This window comes from Pseudomonas urmiensis (assembly GCF_014268815.2).
Lineage (GTDB): Bacteria > Pseudomonadota > Gammaproteobacteria > Pseudomonadales > Pseudomonadaceae > Aquipseudomonas > Aquipseudomonas urmiensis.
In genome coordinates this window covers 4571703-4588559 of sequence record NZ_JABWRE020000001.1, presented here as the reverse complement: position 1 = coordinate 4588559, position 16857 = coordinate 4571703, and the positions used below count along the sequence as shown (strand labels likewise).

The following is a 16857-nucleotide window of genomic DNA, read 5'->3' as shown; positions in this document are numbered from 1 at the left end:
CCAGTCATACCATCGCCACAAAGGGTCATCGAACCCTACTGACAAAAAATGATCGCTGCCGGGAGATACATGATGTTCAGCAAGCAAGACCAGATCCAGGGTTATGACGACGCACTGCTGGCGGCGATGAATGCCGAGGAACAGCGCCAGGAAGATCACATCGAGCTGATCGCCTCGGAGAACTACACCAGCAAGCGCGTGATGCAGGCCCAGGGCAGCGGCCTGACCAACAAATACGCCGAAGGCTATCCGGGCAAGCGCTACTACGGTGGCTGCGAGCACGTCGACAAGGTCGAGGCACTGGCTATCGAGCGCGCCAAGCAGCTGTTCGGCGCTGATTACGCCAACGTTCAGCCGCACTCCGGCTCTTCGGCCAACAGCGCGGTGTACCTGGCCCTGCTGCAGGCCGGTGACACCATCCTGGGCATGAGCCTGGCCCATGGCGGTCACCTGACCCACGGCGCCAAGGTGTCGTCCTCGGGCAAGCTGTACAACGCTGTGCAATACGGTATCGACACCACGACCGGCCTGATCGACTACGACGAAGTCGAGCGCCTGGCGGTCGAGCACAAGCCGAAGATGATCGTCGCTGGCTTCTCGGCCTACTCCAAGACCCTCGACTTCCCGCGTTTTCGCGCCATTGCCGACAAGGTCGGGGCGCTGCTGTTCGTCGACATGGCCCATGTCGCCGGCCTGGTGGCTGCTGGCCTGTACCCCAACCCGATCCCCTTCGCTGACGTGGTCACCACCACCACCCACAAGACCCTGCGCGGTCCGCGTGGCGGCCTGATCCTGGCCAAGTCCAACGAAGAGATCGAGAAAAAACTCAACGCCGCCGTGTTCCCCGGCGCCCAGGGCGGCCCGCTGATGCACGTCATCGCTGGCAAGGCGGTGTGCTTCAAGGAAGCCCAGGAGCCGGAGTTCAAGAGCTACCAGAAGCAAGTCATCGAGAACGCCCAGGCCATGGCCCAGGTGTTCATCGAGCGCGGCTACGACGTGGTCTCCGGCGGCACCGACAACCACCTGTTCCTGGTCAGCCTGATCCGCCAGGGCCTGACCGGCAAGGACGCTGACGCAGCCCTGGGCCGCGCGCACATCACCGTCAACAAGAACGCCGTGCCTAACGACCCGCAGTCGCCGTTCGTCACCTCGGGCCTGCGCATCGGCACCCCGGCTGTCACCACGCGTGGTTTCAAGGTTGCCCAGTGCGTGGCACTGGCTGGCTGGATCTGCGATGTGCTGGACAACCTGGGCGACGCCGACGTCGAAGCCGACGTTGCCAAGAATGTCGCCGCGCTGTGCGCCGACTTCCCGGTCTACCGCTGAGTGGAGTAACACACCATGCAACGCTATTCGGGCTTCGGCCTCTTCAAACACTCCCTCAGCCACCACGAAAACTGGCAGCGCATGTGGCGCACGCCGACCCCTAAGAAGGTCTATGACGTGGTCATCGTTGGCGGTGGCGGCCACGGCCTGGCCACTGCTTACTACCTGGCCAAGGTTCACGGCATCACCAACGTGGCCGTGGTCGAGAAGGGCTGGCTGGGCGGCGGCAACACCGCCCGTAACACCACCATCGTGCGTTCCAACTACCTGTGGGACGAATCGGCCAAGCTCTACGAACACGCCATGAAGTTGTGGGAAGGCCTGTCGCAGGACATCAACTACAACGTGATGTTCTCCCAGCGCGGCGTCTACAACCTGTGCCACACCTTGCAAGACATTCGTGATTCCGAGCGTCGGGTCAGCGCCAACCGCCTCAATGGCGTCGATGGCGAGCTGCTCAATACCGACCAGGTCGCGGCTGAGATTCCGTACCTGGACTGCTCGAAGAACACCCGCTACCCGATCCTCGGCGCGACCGTTCAGCGCCGTGGCGGCGTGGCCCGTCACGATGCCGTGGCCTGGGGCTTCGCCCGTGCTGCTGACGCCCTCGGCGTCGACCTGATCCAGCAGACCGAGGTCATTGGTTTTCGCAAGGAAAACGGCGCAGTCATCGGCGTCGAGACCAACAAAGGCTTTATCGGCGCCAAGCGCGTTGGCGTGGTCACTGCCGGTAACTCCGGGCACATGGCGCGCCTGGCGGGCTTCCGCCTGCCGCTCGAATCGCATCCGCTGCAAGCGCTGGTGTCCGAGCCGATCAAGCCGATCATCGACAGCGTGATCATGTCCAACGCCGTACACGGCTACATCAGCCAGTCGGACAAAGGCGACCTGGTCATCGGCGCCGGTATCGATGGCTGGGTCGGCTATGGCCAGCGCGGTTCGTACCCGGTGATCGAACACACCCTGCAAGCGATCGTCGAGATGTTCCCGATCCTCTCGCGGGTGCGCATGAACCGCCAATGGGGCGGCATCGTCGACACCTGCCCGGACGCCTGCCCGATCATCTCCAAGACCCCGGTGAAGAACCTGTTCTTCAACTGCGGCTGGGGCACCGGCGGCTTCAAGGCCACCCCAGGTTCGGGCAACGTGTTCGCCGCGAGCCTGGCCAAAGGCGAGATGCACCCGCTGGCCGCGCCTTTCTCCATCGACCGTTTCTACAACGGTGCGCTGATCGACGAACACGGCGCCGCGGCCGTCGCCCACTAATCGGAGACAATCGTCATGTTGCATATTTTCTGTCCCCACTGCGGCGAGCTGCGCTCCGAAGAAGAGTTTCACGCCTCAGGCCAGGCGCACATCGCCCGCCCGCTCGACCCGGCTGCCTGCTCCGACGAGGAGTGGGGTACCTACATGTTCTTCCGCGACAACCCACGCGGCATTCACCACGAGCTGTGGGACCACGTTGCCGGTTGCCGCCAGTACTTCAACGTCACCCGTGACACGGTGACCTACGAGATTCTGGAAACCTACAAGATCGGCGAGAAGCCGCAGATCACCGCCGCTGGCAAGCAAAACGCCGCGCCGTCGACCGTCAAAGGCCAGGGGGAAAAAGTATGAGCCAGACCTATCGCCTCGCCAGCGGCGGCCGTATCGACCGCAGCAAGGTCCTGAACTTCACCTTCAACGGCAAGACCTACCAGGGTTATGCCGGTGACAGCCTGGCCGCCGCATTGCTGGCCAACGGTGTCGATATTGTCGGGCGCAGCTTCAAGTACTCGCGTCCGCGCGGCATCGTTGCCGCTGGCACCGAAGAGCCGAACGCGATCCTGCAGATCGGTTCCAGCGAAGCCACCCAGATCCCTAACGTGCGGGCCACGCAACAGGCGCTGTACTCGGGCCTGGTCGCCACCAGCACCAACGGTTGGCCGAACGTCAACAACGACGTCATGGGCATCCTGGGCAAGGTGGGCGGCAGCATGATGCCGCCGGGCTTCTACTACAAAACCTTCATGTATCCCAAGTCGTTCTGGATGACCTACGAGAAGTACATCCGTAAAGCCGCAGGCCTGGGCCGTGCGCCGCTGCAGAACGATCCGGACAGCTACGACTACATGAACCAGCACTGCGACGTGCTGATCGTCGGTGCTGGCCCTGCCGGCCTGGCTGCTGCCTTGGCCGCTGGCCGCAGCGGCGCGCGGGTGATCCTCGCCGATGAACAGGAAGAGTTCGGCGGCAGCCTGCTCGACAGCCGCGAGACCCTCGATGGCAAGCCAGCCGCTGACTGGGTTGCCGCGACCATCGCCGAGCTCAAGGGCCTAGCGGAAGTCACCCTGCTGCCACGTGCCACGGTCAACGGTTACCACGACCACAACTTCCTGACCATTCACGAGCGCCTGACCGACCACCTCGGTGACCGCGCGCCTATCGGCCAGGTTCGCCACCGCGTGCACCGCGTGCGCGCCAAGCAGGTGGTGCTGGCGGCTGGCGCCCACGAGCGGCCGCTGGTGTATGGCAACAACGACGTGCCGGGCAACATGCTCGCTGGCGCTGTGTCCACGTACGTTCGCCGCTATGGCGTGGCGCCTGGGCGCAAGCTGGTGCTGTCGACCAACAACGACCACGCCTACCGCACCGCGCTGGACTGGCACGACGCTGGCCTGCAAGTGGTGGCCATCGCCGACGCCCGTCACAACCCACGTGGCTCGCTGGTCGAGGAAGCGCGTGCCAAGGGCATTCGCATCCTCACCTCCAGCGCTGTGGTCGAGGCCCGTGGCAGCAAGCACGTGACCGGCGCCCGCGTGGCGGCGATCGATGTGCAGGCATTCAAAGTCACCAGCCCCGGCGAAGTGCTCGACTGCGACCTGATCGCCAGCTCCGGCGGCTACAGCCCTATCGTTCACCTGGCTTCGCACCTGGGCGGTCGCCCGGTGTGGCGTGAAGACATCCTCGGCTTCGTGCCTGGCGATGCCCCGCAGAAACGCGTCTGTGTCGGGGGCGTGAATGGCGTCTACCCGCTGGGTGATGTCCTTGCCGATGGCTTCGAAGGCGGCGTGCGCGCAGCCACCGAGGCCGGCTTCAAGGCCACTACCGGCACTCTGCCGAAAACCGTCCAGCGCAAGGAAGAGGCCACCGTGGCGCTGTTCCAGGTGCCGCACGACAAAGGCACGCGTGGCCCGAAACAGTTCGTCGACCAGCAGAACGACGTCACCGCCGCCGGTATCGAGCTGGCCACCCGCGAAGGCTTCGAGTCGGTCGAGCACGTCAAGCGCTACACCGCGCTGGGCTTCGGTACTGACCAAGGCAAGCTGGGCAACATCAATGGCCTGGCCATCGCTGCTCGATCGCTAGGTATCACCATCCCGGAAATGGGCACCACCATGTTCCGCCCCAACTACACCCCGGTGACCTTCGGCGCGGTCGCCGGTCGTCACTGTGGTCACTTGTTCGAGCCGGTGCGCTTTACCGCCCTGCATGCCTGGCACGTGAAGAACGGCGCCGAGTTCGAGGATGTCGGCCAGTGGAAGCGTCCGTGGTACTTCCCCAAACCCGGTGAAGACATCCATGCCGCGGTTGAGCGTGAGTGCAAGGCCGTGCGCGACAGCGTCGGCCTGCTCGATGCCTCGACCCTGGGCAAGATCGACATCCAGGGCCCGGATGCGCGGGAGTTCCTCAACCGCGTCTACACCAACGCCTGGACCAAGCTTGACGTGGGCAAGGCCCGCTACGGCCTGATGTGCAAGGAAGACGGCATGGTCTTCGACGACGGCGTTACCGCCTGCGTCGCCGATAACCACTTCATCATGACTACAACCACTGGCGGCGCCGCGCGCGTGCTGCAATGGCTGGAGCTGTACCACCAGACCGAATGGCCGGAACTGAAGGTGTACTTCACCTCGGTCACCGACCACTGGGCGACCATGACCCTGTCCGGCCCCAACAGCCGCAAGCTGCTCGAAGAGATCAGCGACATCGACCTGGACAAAGAAAACTTCCCGTTCATGAGCTGGAAGGAAGGCAACGTTGGCGGGGTGCCGGCGCGGGTGTTCCGGATCTCGTTCACCGGCGAGCTGTCGTACGAAGTCAACGTCCAGGCCAACTACGCCATGGGTGTGCTGGAGAAGATCGTCGAGGCCGGCAAGCCATTCAACCTGACCCCGTACGGCACCGAGACCATGCACGTACTGCGTGCCGAGAAGGGCTTCATCATCGTTGGCCAGGATACCGATGGCTCGATGAACGCCGACGACTTGAACATGAGCTGGTGCGTAGGCCGCAACAAGCCGTACTCGTGGATCGGCCTGCGTGGCATGAACCGCGAAGACTGCCTGCGCGAAGACCGCAAGCAGCTGGTTGGCCTGAAACCGGTCGATCCCAAGCAGTGGCTGCCGGAAGGCGCGCAGCTGGTGTTCGACCCCAAGCAGCCGATCCCGATGGACATGGTTGGCCACGTGACCTCCAGCTACGCCTCCAACTCCCTGGGCTATTCGTTCGCCATGGGTGTGGTCAAGGGCGGCCTCAAGCGTATGGGCGAGCGGGTGTTCTCGCCGCAGGCCGATGGCAGCGTGATCGAGGCCGAGATCGTGTCTTCGGTGTTCTTCGATCCGAAGGGTGAGCGGCAGAACGTCTAAGGCCGGCGGATGTTGAATGCGTGGGAGCGGGCTTGCCCCGCGATAGCGATGGCGGACACAGCGCCGCCATCGCGGGGCAAGCCCGCTCCCACGTAGCGTGCATCGCATCGATCACAAGAATTCAAGGCAGGTAACAAATGAGCGCTATCAACGTCTTCCAGCAAAACCCCGGCGCTGAGGCCAAGGCCCAGTCGCCGTTGCACCACGCAGACCTGGCCAGCCTGGTCGGCAAGGGTCGCAAGAACGCAGGTGTGACCCTGCGAGAGAAGAAATTCCTCGGTCACCTGACCCTGCGCGGCGATGGCCACAACCCGGAATTCGCCGCAGGCGTGCACAAGGCCCTGGGCCTGGAACTGCCGGTGGCACTGACCGTGGTCGCCAACGCTGACAGCTCGCTGCAGTGGGTCGGCCCCGATGAGTGGCTGCTGATCGTGCCGGGCGGCCAGGAGTTGGCCGTCGAGCAGAAACTGCGCGAGGCCCTTGAAGGCCAGCACATCCAGGTGGTCAACGTCAGCGGTGGGCAAAGCCTGCTGGAGCTGCGCGGGCCGAACGTGCGCGACGTGCTGATGAAATCCACCAGCTATGATGTGCATCCCAACAACTTCCCGGTCGGCAAGGCCGTGGGCACGGTGTTCGCCAAGTCGCAACTGGTGATCCGCCGTACCGCCGAAGACACCTGGGAGCTGGTGATTCGCCGCAGCTTTGCCGATTACTGGTGGCTGTGGCTGCAGGACGCTTCGGCCGAATACGGCCTGAGCATCGAAGCCTAAGGAGAGCAGCATGAGTCGGGCACCGGATACCTGGATTCTCACCGCCGACTGCCCGAGCATGCTCGGCACTGTCGATGTGGTTACGCGTTTTCTCTACGAGCAGCGCTGCTATGTCACCGAGCACCACTCCTTCGATGACCGGCTGTCGGGGCGCTTCTTCATTCGCGTCGAATTCCGCCAGCCGGATGACTTCGACGAAGTCGGCTTCAGGGCCGGTCTTGCCGAACGCAGCGAAAAGTTCGGCATGACCTTCGAGCTGACCGCCCCCAATCACCGCCCCAAGGTGGTGATCATGGTGTCCAAGGCCGACCATTGCCTGAACGACCTGCTGTATCGCCAGCGCATCGGTCAACTGGGCATGGACGTGGTCGCGGTGATCTCCAACCACCCAGACCTGGAACCCTTGGCCCATTGGCACAAGATCCCCTATTACCACTTCGCCCTCGACCCCAAGGACAAGCCGGCGCAAGAGCGCAAGGTGCTGCAGGTGATCGAGGACAGTGGCGCAGAGCTGGTGATTCTTGCCCGCTACATGCAGGTGCTGTCGCCTGAGCTGTGCCGCCGACTGGATGGCTGGGCGATCAACATCCACCACTCGTTGCTACCAGGGTTCAAAGGTGCCAAGCCTTATCACCAGGCGTACAACAAGGGCGTGAAGATGGTCGGTGCCACCGCGCACTACATCAACAACGACCTCGATGAAGGGCCGATCATTGCCCAGGGCGTCGAGGTGGTCGATCATAGCCACTATCCTGAGGACCTGATTGCCAAGGGGCGCGATATCGAGTGCCTGACCTTGGCGCGGGCAGTGGGTTACCACATCGAGCGCCGGGTGTTCTTGAACGCCAATCGCACCGTAGTGCTTTGATTTACGCAATCGCGGGGCAAGCCCGCTCCCACGCACCCTGAGTACGACTCCGATAGCGTGGGAGCGGGCTTGCCCCGCGATTGCGTTGGTGGCTACAGCACAAAAATCGCTTTCTGCAACCCAGGCTGGCTGACGCCTCCTGACAAGCCACTGTCGTTTCCAGTCACGGCATCCCCCCGCCACAAGCCCACAATTCCCTCATTCCAGTAACACATGCCGCCCATGGAAGGCGGCGCTTCAACCAACGCTGCATAAGTACAATTCAAGCGAGGTAAGAGCATGTCTGGTAATCGTGGAGTGGTATATCTCGGCGCCGGCAAGGTCGAGGTGCGCAATATCGACTACCCCAAAATGCAGGACCCACGCGGCAAGAAGATCGAGCACGGGGTGATCCTCAAGGTGGTTTCCACCAACATCTGCGGCTCCGACCAGCACATGGTGCGTGGTCGTACCACCGCCCAGGTCGGCCTGGTGCTGGGCCACGAGATCACCGGCGAAGTCATCGAGAAAGGTCGTGACGTCGAGAACCTGCAAATCGGCGACTTGGTCTCCGTGCCGTTCAACGTCGCCTGCGGCCGCTGCCGCTCGTGCAAAGAGATGCACACCGGCGTCTGCCTGACCGTCAACCCAGCCCGCGCCGGTGGCGCTTATGGTTACGTCGACATGGGCGACTGGACCGGTGGCCAAGCCGAATACGTGCTGGTGCCGTACGCCGACTTCAACCTGCTGAAGCTGCCTAATCGCGACAAGGCCATGGAAAAGATCCGTGACCTGACCTGTCTCTCCGACATCCTGCCAACCGGCTACCACGGCGCTGTAACTGCGGGCGTCGGCCCAGGCAGCACCGTCTACGTCGCCGGTGCCGGCCCGGTCGGCCTGGCTGCAGCTGCGTCGGCGCGCCTGCTTGGTGCGGCGGTAGTCATTGTCGGTGACCTCAATCCCGCCCGTCTGGCCCATGCCAAGGCGCAGGGCTTCGAAGTGGTCGACCTGTCCAAGGACACCCCGCTGCATGAGCAGATCGTCGATATCCTCGGCGAGCCGGAAGTGGATTGCGCCGTTGACGCGGTAGGCTTCGAGGCCCGTGGCCATGGCCATGAAGGCGCCAAGCACGAGGCCCCGGCCACTGTGCTCAACTCGCTGATGCAAGTCACTCGCGTCGCCGGCAAGATCGGCATCCCGGGCCTGTATGTCACCGAGGACCCAGGCGCCTCGGACGCCGCCGCCAAGATCGGCGCGCTGAGCATTCGCTTCGGCCTGGGCTGGGCCAAGTCGCACAGCTTCCACACTGGCCAGACTCCAGTGATGAAGTACAACCGCGCCTTGATGCAGGCGATCATGTGGGACCGGATCAATATCGCCGAAGTGGTCGGCGTGCAGGTGATCAGCCTGGATCAAGCGCCGGAAGGCTACGGCGAGTTCGATGCCGGTGTGCCGAAGAAGTTTGTCATCGATCCGCACAAGATCTTCAGCGCTGCCTGAAAACCCTGAGCCAAGCCCCTCCCCGTGAGGGGCTTTTTCATCGGCAAGCCAGCACCGACATGCGGCCCGGAACAAACCTGCGAACCCCCAGTCGAATGCCTCGTTTCCCCGGCCATCCCGGCCGACGAGGTCCATTGCGATGAAAGCTCTCACCCTGGCAACCCTGATGACCCTGGCCGCAAGCCCGGTGTTCGCCTTCAACCTCAGCGATGCCGCCAACGCCGTGTCGTCCGTGCACACTCAAAACCAGCAGGGCAAAGTGCAGGCGCCAGCCGAGTCGGCCAATCTGCTCAACACCTTGGGCAGCCAGCTGAACATCACCCCCGAACAAGCGGTGGGCGGGGCAGGGGCCATGCTTGGGCTGGCGCGCAACAACCTGAGCACCGACGACTACGGTCAGTTGACCAAGGCTGTGCCGGGATTGGACCTGCTGGCTGGCGCCAATGCGCTGGGTGGCCTGAGCGGCCTGGGTGAGTTGCTGGGCAACAACAGCGAGAAGTCGTCTGCCCTGAGCAACGCCTTGGGCAACAACGTCGAGGATCGCAACGACCTGGACAGCGCCTTCAAGGCGCTGGGCATGGATACCGGAATGATCGGCCAGTTCGCTCCGCTGATCCTGCAGTACCTGGGTCAACAAGGTTTGGCAGGGTCGTTGCTGCAGAATCTGGGCAGCCTGTGGGGCGCTCCGGCTGCGCCCGTCACCCCATCGGTGTAACCCTTGGATTACACCGGCCCCTGTAGGAGCGGGCTTGCCCGCTCAGAGGAATCGCAGACTCAACCGGCTTCGGAGAAGTCCACCAGGCGCACCGGGCGGCGGAAGCCGGCCGTGAGCACGCCCAGGTAGGCCAGGCCCAGGGCAAACCAGCTCAGGCCGATCACCAGGGTCAGCGCCGAGAGACTGGTCCACAGCCACAAGGTCAGGCCCAGGCCGACCAGCGGTACCACGCCATAGCGCAGCAGCCCAAGCAAATTGCGTTGGCTGCTATCCATCAGCAAGTGGGTGCGCACCACAGCAAGGTTGACCGCCGAGAACGCGACCAGGGCGCCAAAGCTGATCAGCGAGGCGAGGGTGCCCAGGTTGATCACCAGTGCCAGCAGCGAGAACGCCGAGACCACCAGGGTGGCGAACACTGGGGTGCCGAAGCGTGGCGACAGCCGACCGAAGCTACGCTGCGGCAGCATCCTGTCGCGACCCATGGTGTAGAGAATCCGCGACACGGCCGCTTGGGAGGCCAGCGCCGAACCCAGGCTGCCGGCCACGTAGGCGGCCGTGAAGAAGTTGGCCAGGAACTGCCCACCGGCCTTGAGCATCACTTCATTGGCCGCCGCATCGGCATTGGCAAAGGTGCTGCCGGGCAGCACCAGCTGGCTGATGTAGGCCAGCAGGGTGAACAGCAGGCCGGCGCCGAGGGTGGTGAGGATGATCGCCCGAGGTACGTCGCGGCGTGCGTCGCGGCTTTCTTCGGCCAGGGTCGACACCGCGTCGAAGCCCAGGAACGACAGGCACAGCACCGCAGCGCCGGCCATCAGGTGGCCAAAGCCGGGTGCCGAACCATCGCCCAGCAGGGGCGAGAGGAAGTCGACCGACTGGCCGTTGCCCAAGGTCTGCCACGACAAGGCGACAAACACCCCGATGAACACGATCTGCGCGCCAACGATCAGGTTGCTGGCCTTGGCTACCGAGTGGATACCGATCACGTTCAGCACCGTCACCAGAGCGATCGACGCCAGGACAATGGTCCATGCCGGAATGGCCGGGAAGGCGATATTTAGGAACAGCCCGATCAACAGGTAGTTGATCATCGGAATGAACAGGTAATCGAGCAGCAGCGACCAGCCGGCAAGAAAGCCGATATTGGGCCCAAAGGCCATATTGGTGTAGGAATACGCCGAACCTGCGACCGGATAGCGCTTGACCATGAAGCTATAGGAGGTGGCGGTGAACAACATCGCCAGCAGGGTTACCAGGTAGGCGCCGGCCGTACGGCCACCGGTGATTTCGGTGACGATGCCGTAGGTGGTGAAGATGGTCAGCGGGACCATGTACACCAGGCCGAAGAACACCAGCGCGGGTAGGCCCAGGACGCGGCGCAGTTGAGCGGGGGCTGCCTCGGCAGCAGAGCAAGGTTGGTTTGCCATCAATCGATCCCGGCGTTTTTGTAGTTGTTTGTTGATCGATTTTTATCCATCTAGATGGATGATGACAAACAAAGAGTTCCTTATCTCAATTATAAGCGTGGGTTTTAATCGACCTTCGCTGCTGAAGGTTCCGGCCTCTTCGCGGGCAAGCCCGCTCCCACAGGTTTTTGCAGCGCTGACCAACCCTGTGGGAGCGGGCTTGCCCGCGAAGAGGCCGGAACAGCCACTGAATATCTCAGCGCATTTCAGCGCGCAGCTGCTCGATCCGCTGATCTTTCTCGACCCACAGCTGATTCACCCAAGCCTGCACAGACTGGCGGAACGCCGGATCATTCTCGTAATCCCCTTCACTCAACGCCGGGTCCAACTCACGCACGCGAATGTCGATAATCACCCGACTAATGCTGCCATTGAGCAAATCCCAGAAGCCCGGCGCTTTATCGCCTGGATAAACGATGGTGACATCCAGCAACGCATCGAGCTGCTCACCCAATGCCGCCAAAACGAACGCCACACCACCGGCCTTGGGCTTGAGCAGGTACTTGTACGGAGACTGCTGCTCCAAGCGCTTGGCCTCGCTGAAGCGGGTGCCTTCCAGGTAATTGACCACGGTCACCGGCTGGCGCTTGAACAGCTCGCAGGCAGCCTTGGTGATTTCCAGGTCCTTGCCCTTGAGCTCTGGATGTTTCTCCAAAAACGCCTTGCTGTAACGCTTCATGAACGGGTAATCCAGCCCCCACCAGGCCAAGCCCAGCAGCGGCACCCAGATCAGCTCCTTCTTGAGGAAGAACTTGAAGAACGGCACCCGCCGATTGAGGCTCTCGATCAAAGCGGGGATATCGACCCAGGTCTGGTGGTTGCTCACACACAGGTAGGAGGTGTCCTGACGCAGTTTGTCGACGCCGCGGATATCCCACTGGGTGGGGATGCACAGGGCGAAGATGAGCTTGTCGATTTCCGACCAGGATTCGGCGATCCACATCACCGCCGCAGAGGCATAGTCACGGCCCCGGCCTGGCAGGACCAGTTTGAGCAGGGCAAAGACCATCAGCGGGCAGATCATCACCACCGTATTGAGCAGCAGCAGGAAGGTGGTGAGGATGCCGGTCAGCAGGCGACGCATAAAAAGACTCTTGTTGTGGGAAATAAGCGGTTGGCAATGATAAGTGCGGCAAAGTCCTACGCCAAATGTCCAATGCCCAACGGATGGGACAAATGTTTCACATTATGTTGGATAAGCTTTGGCGACGAACCTCTCGCGATTGTGCAGTCTAAGCACTGTCTCGTCTCAAGGAAGCTAGCCTGTGAAACCATTGCTTGCCCTGTTATCGCTGCTCGCCCTGCCGGTCATGGCGGCCGAGCCGACCCTGTATGGTCGCTACGAGTACATCACCTTGCCGGAAATTGGCGGCGAAACGCTCAAGGCCAAGATGGATACCGGCGCGTTGACCGCGTCGCTGTCGGCCAAGGATATCGAGCGCTTCACCCGTGATGGCGAGGACTGGGTACGTTTTCGCCTGGCCACCAAAGATGCCGACGGCAAGGTCTATGAACACAAGATCGCGCGGATCAGCAAGATCAAGACCCGCGCCGATGAAGACGATGAAGAGGGCGAAACGGCTGAGGCGGCGCGCCGGCCGGTGGTCGACCTGGAGCTGTGCCTTGGCGATGTGAAACGCACGGTCGAGGTCAACCTGACCGACCGCAGCAGCTTCAACTACCCGCTGCTGATCGGCGCCAAGGCATTGCGTGAGTTCAAGGCAGCAGTGAACCCGGCGCGCAGGTTCACCGCAGGCAAGCCTGACTGCTGATTGATGTCCTCTGCACTGGCCTCTTCGCGGGCAAGCCCGCTCCCACAGGTACAGCGCTGCGCCTGTAGGAGCGGGCTTGCCCGCGAAGAGGCCGCTACAGACCCCAAATCAATCCCGCACTTGCTACATTCCCCCCAATCCCCTAAAAGTCCTGCATTGCCCCAGCAAGGCCGGACGCCATGCCCCACATCCTCATCGTCGAAGACGAATCCGCCATCGCCGACACCCTGATCTACGCCCTGCAAGCCGATGGCCACAGCACCGACTGGGTCAGCCTCGGTAGCGCTGCGGTCGAGCGCCAGCGCCTGCAACCGGCGGACCTGGTCATTCTCGACATTGGCCTGCCCGACATCAGTGGCTTTGAAACCTGCCGCCAGTTGCGCCGCTTCAGCGAAGTCCCGGTGATGTTTCTCAGCGCCCGCGATGCCGAGATCGATCGGGTGCTGGGCCTGGAAATCGGCGCCGACGATTACGTGGTCAAGCCGTTCAGCCCACGCGAAGTGGCCGCGCGGGTGCGGGCCATCCTCAAGCGCATCGCCCCGCGTGCTGAAGTGGCCAGTGCCGCTACCCCGTTTCAGCTCGACACCCTGCGCATGCAGATCATCTACCGCAGCGAGACGCTGGTGCTGACTCGCCACGAATTTCGCCTGCTGCAATGCCTGCTCGAACAACCGCAGCGGGTGTTCAGCCGCGAGCAACTGCTCGATGCCTTGGGTGTGGCGGGCGACTCTGGCTACGAGCGCACCATCGACAGCCATATCAAGAGCCTGCGCGCCAAGCTGCGCCTGGTCGCCGCCGATGCCGAACCGATCCAGACCCACCGTGGCCTGGGTTACAGCTACAGCCCGGAACACGCCTGATGCGCTTGGGGATCCGGATCTTCCTGGTGTATTTCCTGTTCGTGGGGCTGTCGGGTTATTTCCTGCTCAATACCGTGCGCGAACAGATCCGCCCGGTGGTGCGCCAGTCCTCCGAGGAAACCCTGGTCGACACGGCCAACCTGCTGGCCGAGATCCTGCGCGATGACGTCAAGGCCGGCACCCTTGCGCAAAGCCGCCTGCCGCAATTGCTCGAATCCTATGGCCAGCGCCGCCCAGGTGCCGAGATCTGGGGGCTGGCGAAAAATCAGGTCAGCCACCGCATCTATGTCACCGATGCCAAGGGCACGGTACTGCTCGACTCTTCCGGTAACGACCTGGGCAAGGACTATTCGCGCTGGAACGACGTCTACCTGACTTTGCAGGGCCAGTACGGTGCGCGCTCCACCCGCAGCGACCCTGATGACGAAAGCACCTCGGTGATGCACGTGGCGGCGCCGATCATGGACGCGGGCAAGATCATTGGCGTGGTCACCGTGGCCAAGCCCAACAGCTCGTTGCAGCCGTATATCGATCGCGCCGAGCGGCGCTTGCTCAACCTGGGCTTGGGCTTGATCGGCCTGGGCCTGTTGGTCGGCGCGCTGCTGTCGTGGTGGCTGGCGCGCTCGTTGCGGCGCCTGACCCACTATGCCCAGGCGGTCAGCGAGGGCCAGCGCGCGGCGCTGCCGCATTACAAAGGGGGAGAGCTGGGGCAATTGGCGACAGCGGTTGAGCGGATGCGCACAGAACTGGCGGGCAAGGCCTATGTCGAGCGTTATGTGCATACCCTGACCCATGAGCTGAAAAGCCCGCTGGCAGCGATACGCGGCGCCTCTGAGCTGCTCCAGGGCGAGATGCCGGCTGAGCAGCGCGTGCGCTTTGCCAGCAACATCGAACGCGAAAGCGGGCGCTTGCAGCAGATGATCGAGCGCCTGCTCAACCTTGCCCAGGTCGAGCAGATGCAGGCCTTGGAAGATGAGCAGGACGTGGCCTTGGCGCCGATGGTCGATGAACTGCTGCTGGCACATGCGGCGCGGATTGAAAGCGCAGGCTTGCAAGTGCGTCAGCGCGTGCCGGTGGGGGTGCGGCTACGCTGTGATCCGTTCTTGATGCGTCAGGCGCTGGCCAATCTGCTGGAGAATGCGCTGGATTTCACCCCCCAGGGCGGCGCGCTGTTGTTCGAGCTGGAACAGGCCGGGGAGCGAATGGCGTTGAGCCTGTTCAACCAGGGCGAGGCCATTCCGCACTATGCCATTGGCCGGGTCAGTGAACGCTTCTACTCCCTGCCGCGGCCGGGCAGCGGGCGCAAGAGCACCGGCTTGGGGCTCAACTTCGTGGCTGAGGTGATGCAGCTGCATGGCGGGGCATTGGCAGTGGATAACGTCGAAGGTGGCGTGCGGGTCAGGTTGTGGCTGCCGGCGCGGCGTGTCGCCTAGCGCCGCGCTACCACACAATCTTCACAGACTCTCCACACACCCTCCCTAAGGGCTCCACGGACGCAGCACACACTGCGCCCATCGCAAACGGAGCCCTTGCCCATGAACAAAACCCTGAGTTTCAAGCTCGGCATGATCGCCTTGCTGATGTTGCTGCTGTTGATCCCGCTGCTGATGATCGGCGGCCTGATCGAGGAGCGGCAGATCCTGCGTGACAGCGTGCTGGCAGATATCGCCCAGAGCTCAAGCTTCGAGCAGCAGATATCTGGCCCCTTGCTGGTGGTGCCTTACCGCAAGTACGAGCGGCGCTGGATCGACAAGGACGGCCACAGCGTGCAGGAGACCACCACCGTCAACGGTCACCTGTACTTCTTGCCGGAAACCTTCGACGCCGAGATTGGCATCGACACCGAGCTGCGCTCGCGGGGCATTTATCAGGCGCGCTTGTTCCACGCCAAAAGCCAGATCTCCGGGCGCTTCAAGCTGCCAGAGCGTTGGGGCATCGACAAAGACTACGAAGACTACCGCTTCGACAAACCCTTCCTGGCTGTTGGCATCAGCGATATCCGCGGCATCGAGAGCAACCTGGAGCTGACCCTGGATGACCAGCGCTTGCCGTTCGAGGCTGGTACAGGGCTGGACTGGATGCGCGGCGGGGTACACGTCGCCCTGCCTGGGCTGGATGGGCAGAGCGCTCGCGAGTTCAGCTACGCCTTCGACCTCGCGCTGCAGGGCACTGGCCAACTGCATGTGCTGCCGATTGGCCGTACCAGCAGTGTCGACATGCACGCCAACTGGCCGCACCCAAGCTTCGTCGGCAGCTACCTGCCGAGCCGCCGCGAGATCAACGCCGAGGGCTTCAAGGCGCACTGGCAGACCTCGTTCTTCGCCACCAACCTGGAGGATGCCCTGCGCCAGTGCGCCACGGTTGCCCAGTGCGCGGACTACAAGGAGCGGACCTTCGGCGTGAGCTTTGTCGACCCGGTTGACCAGTACCTCAAGAGCGAACGGGCGATCAAATATGCGCTGTTGTTCATTGCCCTGACCTTCGCCGGCTTCTTCCTGTTCGAAGTGCTGAAGAATCTCAGCGTGCATCCGGTGCAGTACGTGTTGGTCGGCGTGGCCTTGGCGTTCTTCTACCTGCTGCTGTTGTCGCTGTCCGAGCATCTTGGTTTTGGCCCGGCGTATGGCTTGTCTGCTTCGGCGTGTGTGCTGCTGATCGGTTTTTACCTGAGCCATGTGCTGCACAGCCTGTGGCGTGGGGTCGGCTTTGCGGCCGGGCTGGCGGTGCTGTATGCGATGTTGTTTGGGCTGCTTAGCGCCGAAGACTATGCGCTGCTGATGGGCTCGTTGCTGTGCTTTGGCTTGCTGGGTGTGTTCATGGTGCTGACCCGCCGGCTGGACTGGTCGCGGGTGGGGAGGTCGGCATGAGGGAGGATCGCGAAGTTGGGCGCTGGTTGGCCCGGAAGATTGGGCTGTTGTTCGCAGTGACAGCCAGATGAGCCAAGCCCGCTTCCACATGCTCTGAGACAGCGCGTGGGAG

The 16857-nt window shown here is 62.8% G+C and carries 14 protein-coding genes; 12 read left to right on the top strand and 2 right to left on the bottom strand.

Annotation, left to right across the window (positions count from 1 at the left end; genetic code table 11):
- Nucleotides 1-72 precede the first annotated feature (72 nt).
- From HU737_RS20770 to HU737_RS20735, 8 genes are all read left to right on the top strand, one after another.
- A complete protein-coding gene (locus HU737_RS20770; RefSeq protein WP_186552759.1) occupies nucleotides 73-1326 on the top strand; it encodes a serine hydroxymethyltransferase in 1254 nt (417 codons plus the stop codon).
- 15 nt (nucleotides 1327-1341) lie between these two features.
- Complete coding sequence (locus HU737_RS20765; RefSeq protein WP_186552758.1) at nucleotides 1342-2592, top strand: sarcosine oxidase subunit beta family protein; 1251 nt, start codon at nucleotides 1342-1344, stop codon at nucleotides 2590-2592.
- A 15-nt stretch (nucleotides 2593-2607) separates the two neighbouring features.
- Entirely contained in the window at nucleotides 2608-2943 is a 336-nt protein-coding gene (locus HU737_RS20760) for a sarcosine oxidase subunit delta (RefSeq protein ID WP_186552757.1), read from the top strand.
- Nucleotides 2940-5954 (top strand): sarcosine oxidase subunit alpha, encoded by a 3015-nt coding sequence (locus tag HU737_RS20755; protein ID WP_186552756.1) that lies wholly within the window; start codon nucleotides 2940-2942, stop codon nucleotides 5952-5954. The genes HU737_RS20760 and HU737_RS20755 overlap by 4 nt, the downstream gene beginning before the upstream one ends.
- Nucleotides 5955-6091: 137 nt before the next feature.
- Nucleotides 6092-6724 (top strand): sarcosine oxidase subunit gamma, encoded by a 633-nt coding sequence (locus HU737_RS20750; RefSeq protein WP_186552755.1) that lies wholly within the window; start codon nucleotides 6092-6094, stop codon nucleotides 6722-6724.
- Nucleotides 6725-6734: 10 nt separating this feature from the next.
- The gene (purU, locus tag HU737_RS20745) at nucleotides 6735-7592 is read left to right on the top strand and encodes a formyltetrahydrofolate deformylase (protein ID WP_186552754.1); all 858 of its coding nucleotides are present in this window, start codon (nucleotides 6735-6737) and stop codon (nucleotides 7590-7592) included.
- Nucleotides 7593-7871: 279 nt separating this feature from the next.
- Complete coding sequence (gene fdhA / locus HU737_RS20740) at nucleotides 7872-9071, top strand: formaldehyde dehydrogenase, glutathione-independent (RefSeq protein WP_186552753.1); 1200 nt, start codon at nucleotides 7872-7874, stop codon at nucleotides 9069-9071.
- A 139-nt stretch (nucleotides 9072-9210) separates the two neighbouring features.
- On the top strand, nucleotides 9211-9786 hold the full coding sequence (locus HU737_RS20735) for a DUF2780 domain-containing protein (RefSeq protein ID WP_186552752.1): 576 nt from the start codon (nucleotides 9211-9213) through the stop codon (nucleotides 9784-9786).
- 59 nt (nucleotides 9787-9845) lie between these two features.
- Here HU737_RS20735 and HU737_RS20730 read toward each other — a convergent pair whose 3' ends face one another.
- A complete protein-coding gene (locus tag HU737_RS20730; RefSeq protein ID WP_186552751.1) occupies nucleotides 9846-11210 on the bottom strand; it encodes an APC family permease in 1365 nt (454 codons plus the stop codon).
- A gap of 235 nt (nucleotides 11211-11445) precedes the next feature.
- Entirely contained in the window at nucleotides 11446-12333 is an 888-nt protein-coding gene (gene yihG, locus HU737_RS20725; protein WP_186552750.1) for a 1-acylglycerol-3-phosphate O-acyltransferase, YihG family, read from the bottom strand.
- A gap of 181 nt (nucleotides 12334-12514) precedes the next feature.
- Here yihG and rloA2 point away from each other — a divergent pair, with 181 nt between their 5' ends.
- From rloA2 to creD, 4 genes are all read left to right on the top strand, one after another.
- Nucleotides 12515-13021 carry a retropepsin-like aspartic peptidase RloA2 gene (rloA2, locus tag HU737_RS20720; protein ID WP_186552749.1) on the top strand — a complete coding sequence of 169 codons (507 nt, stop codon included), beginning with the start codon at nucleotides 12515-12517 and terminating at the stop codon, nucleotides 13019-13021.
- A gap of 179 nt (nucleotides 13022-13200) precedes the next feature.
- On the top strand, nucleotides 13201-13881 hold the full coding sequence (creB, locus tag HU737_RS20715; protein WP_186552748.1) for a two-component system response regulator CreB: 681 nt from the start codon (nucleotides 13201-13203) through the stop codon (nucleotides 13879-13881).
- Nucleotides 13881-15314 carry a two-component system sensor histidine kinase CreC gene (gene creC / locus HU737_RS20710; protein ID WP_186552747.1) on the top strand — a complete coding sequence of 478 codons (1434 nt, stop codon included), beginning with the start codon at nucleotides 13881-13883 and terminating at the stop codon, nucleotides 15312-15314. Before creB ends, creC begins: the two co-directional genes overlap by 1 nt.
- Nucleotides 15315-15416: 102 nt before the next feature.
- Complete coding sequence (creD, locus tag HU737_RS20705; protein WP_186552746.1) at nucleotides 15417-16745, top strand: cell envelope integrity protein CreD; 1329 nt, start codon at nucleotides 15417-15419, stop codon at nucleotides 16743-16745.
- The last annotated feature ends 112 nt before the right edge of the window (nucleotides 16746-16857 follow it).

What these genes read in the sequence shown, in the direction of transcription:
- HU737_RS20770 (WP_186552759.1), top strand. Translation starts at nt 73, where the DNA reads ATGTTCAGCAAGCAAGACCAGATCCAGGGTTATGACGACGCACTGCTG.
- HU737_RS20765 (WP_186552758.1), top strand. Translation starts at nt 1,342, where the DNA reads ATGCAACGCTATTCGGGCTTCGGCCTCTTCAAACACTCCCTCAGCCAC.
- HU737_RS20760 (WP_186552757.1), top strand. Translation starts at nt 2,608, where the DNA reads ATGTTGCATATTTTCTGTCCCCACTGCGGCGAGCTGCGCTCCGAAGAA.
- HU737_RS20755 (WP_186552756.1), top strand. Translation starts at nt 2,940, where the DNA reads ATGAGCCAGACCTATCGCCTCGCCAGCGGCGGCCGTATCGACCGCAGC.
- HU737_RS20750 (WP_186552755.1), top strand. Translation starts at nt 6,092, where the DNA reads ATGAGCGCTATCAACGTCTTCCAGCAAAACCCCGGCGCTGAGGCCAAG.
- purU (WP_186552754.1), top strand. Translation starts at nt 6,735, where the DNA reads ATGAGTCGGGCACCGGATACCTGGATTCTCACCGCCGACTGCCCGAGC.
- fdhA (WP_186552753.1), top strand. Translation starts at nt 7,872, where the DNA reads ATGTCTGGTAATCGTGGAGTGGTATATCTCGGCGCCGGCAAGGTCGAG.
- HU737_RS20735 (WP_186552752.1), top strand. Translation starts at nt 9,211, where the DNA reads ATGAAAGCTCTCACCCTGGCAACCCTGATGACCCTGGCCGCAAGCCCG.
- HU737_RS20730 (WP_186552751.1), bottom strand. Translation starts at nt 11,210, where the DNA reads ATGGCAAACCAACCTTGCTCTGCTGCCGAGGCAGCCCCCGCTCAACTG.
- yihG (WP_186552750.1), bottom strand. Translation starts at nt 12,333, where the DNA reads ATGCGTCGCCTGCTGACCGGCATCCTCACCACCTTCCTGCTGCTGCTC.
- creB (WP_186552748.1), top strand. Translation starts at nt 13,201, where the DNA reads ATGCCCCACATCCTCATCGTCGAAGACGAATCCGCCATCGCCGACACC.
- creC (WP_186552747.1), top strand. Translation starts at nt 13,881, where the DNA reads ATGCGCTTGGGGATCCGGATCTTCCTGGTGTATTTCCTGTTCGTGGGG.
- creD (WP_186552746.1), top strand. Translation starts at nt 15,417, where the DNA reads ATGAACAAAACCCTGAGTTTCAAGCTCGGCATGATCGCCTTGCTGATG.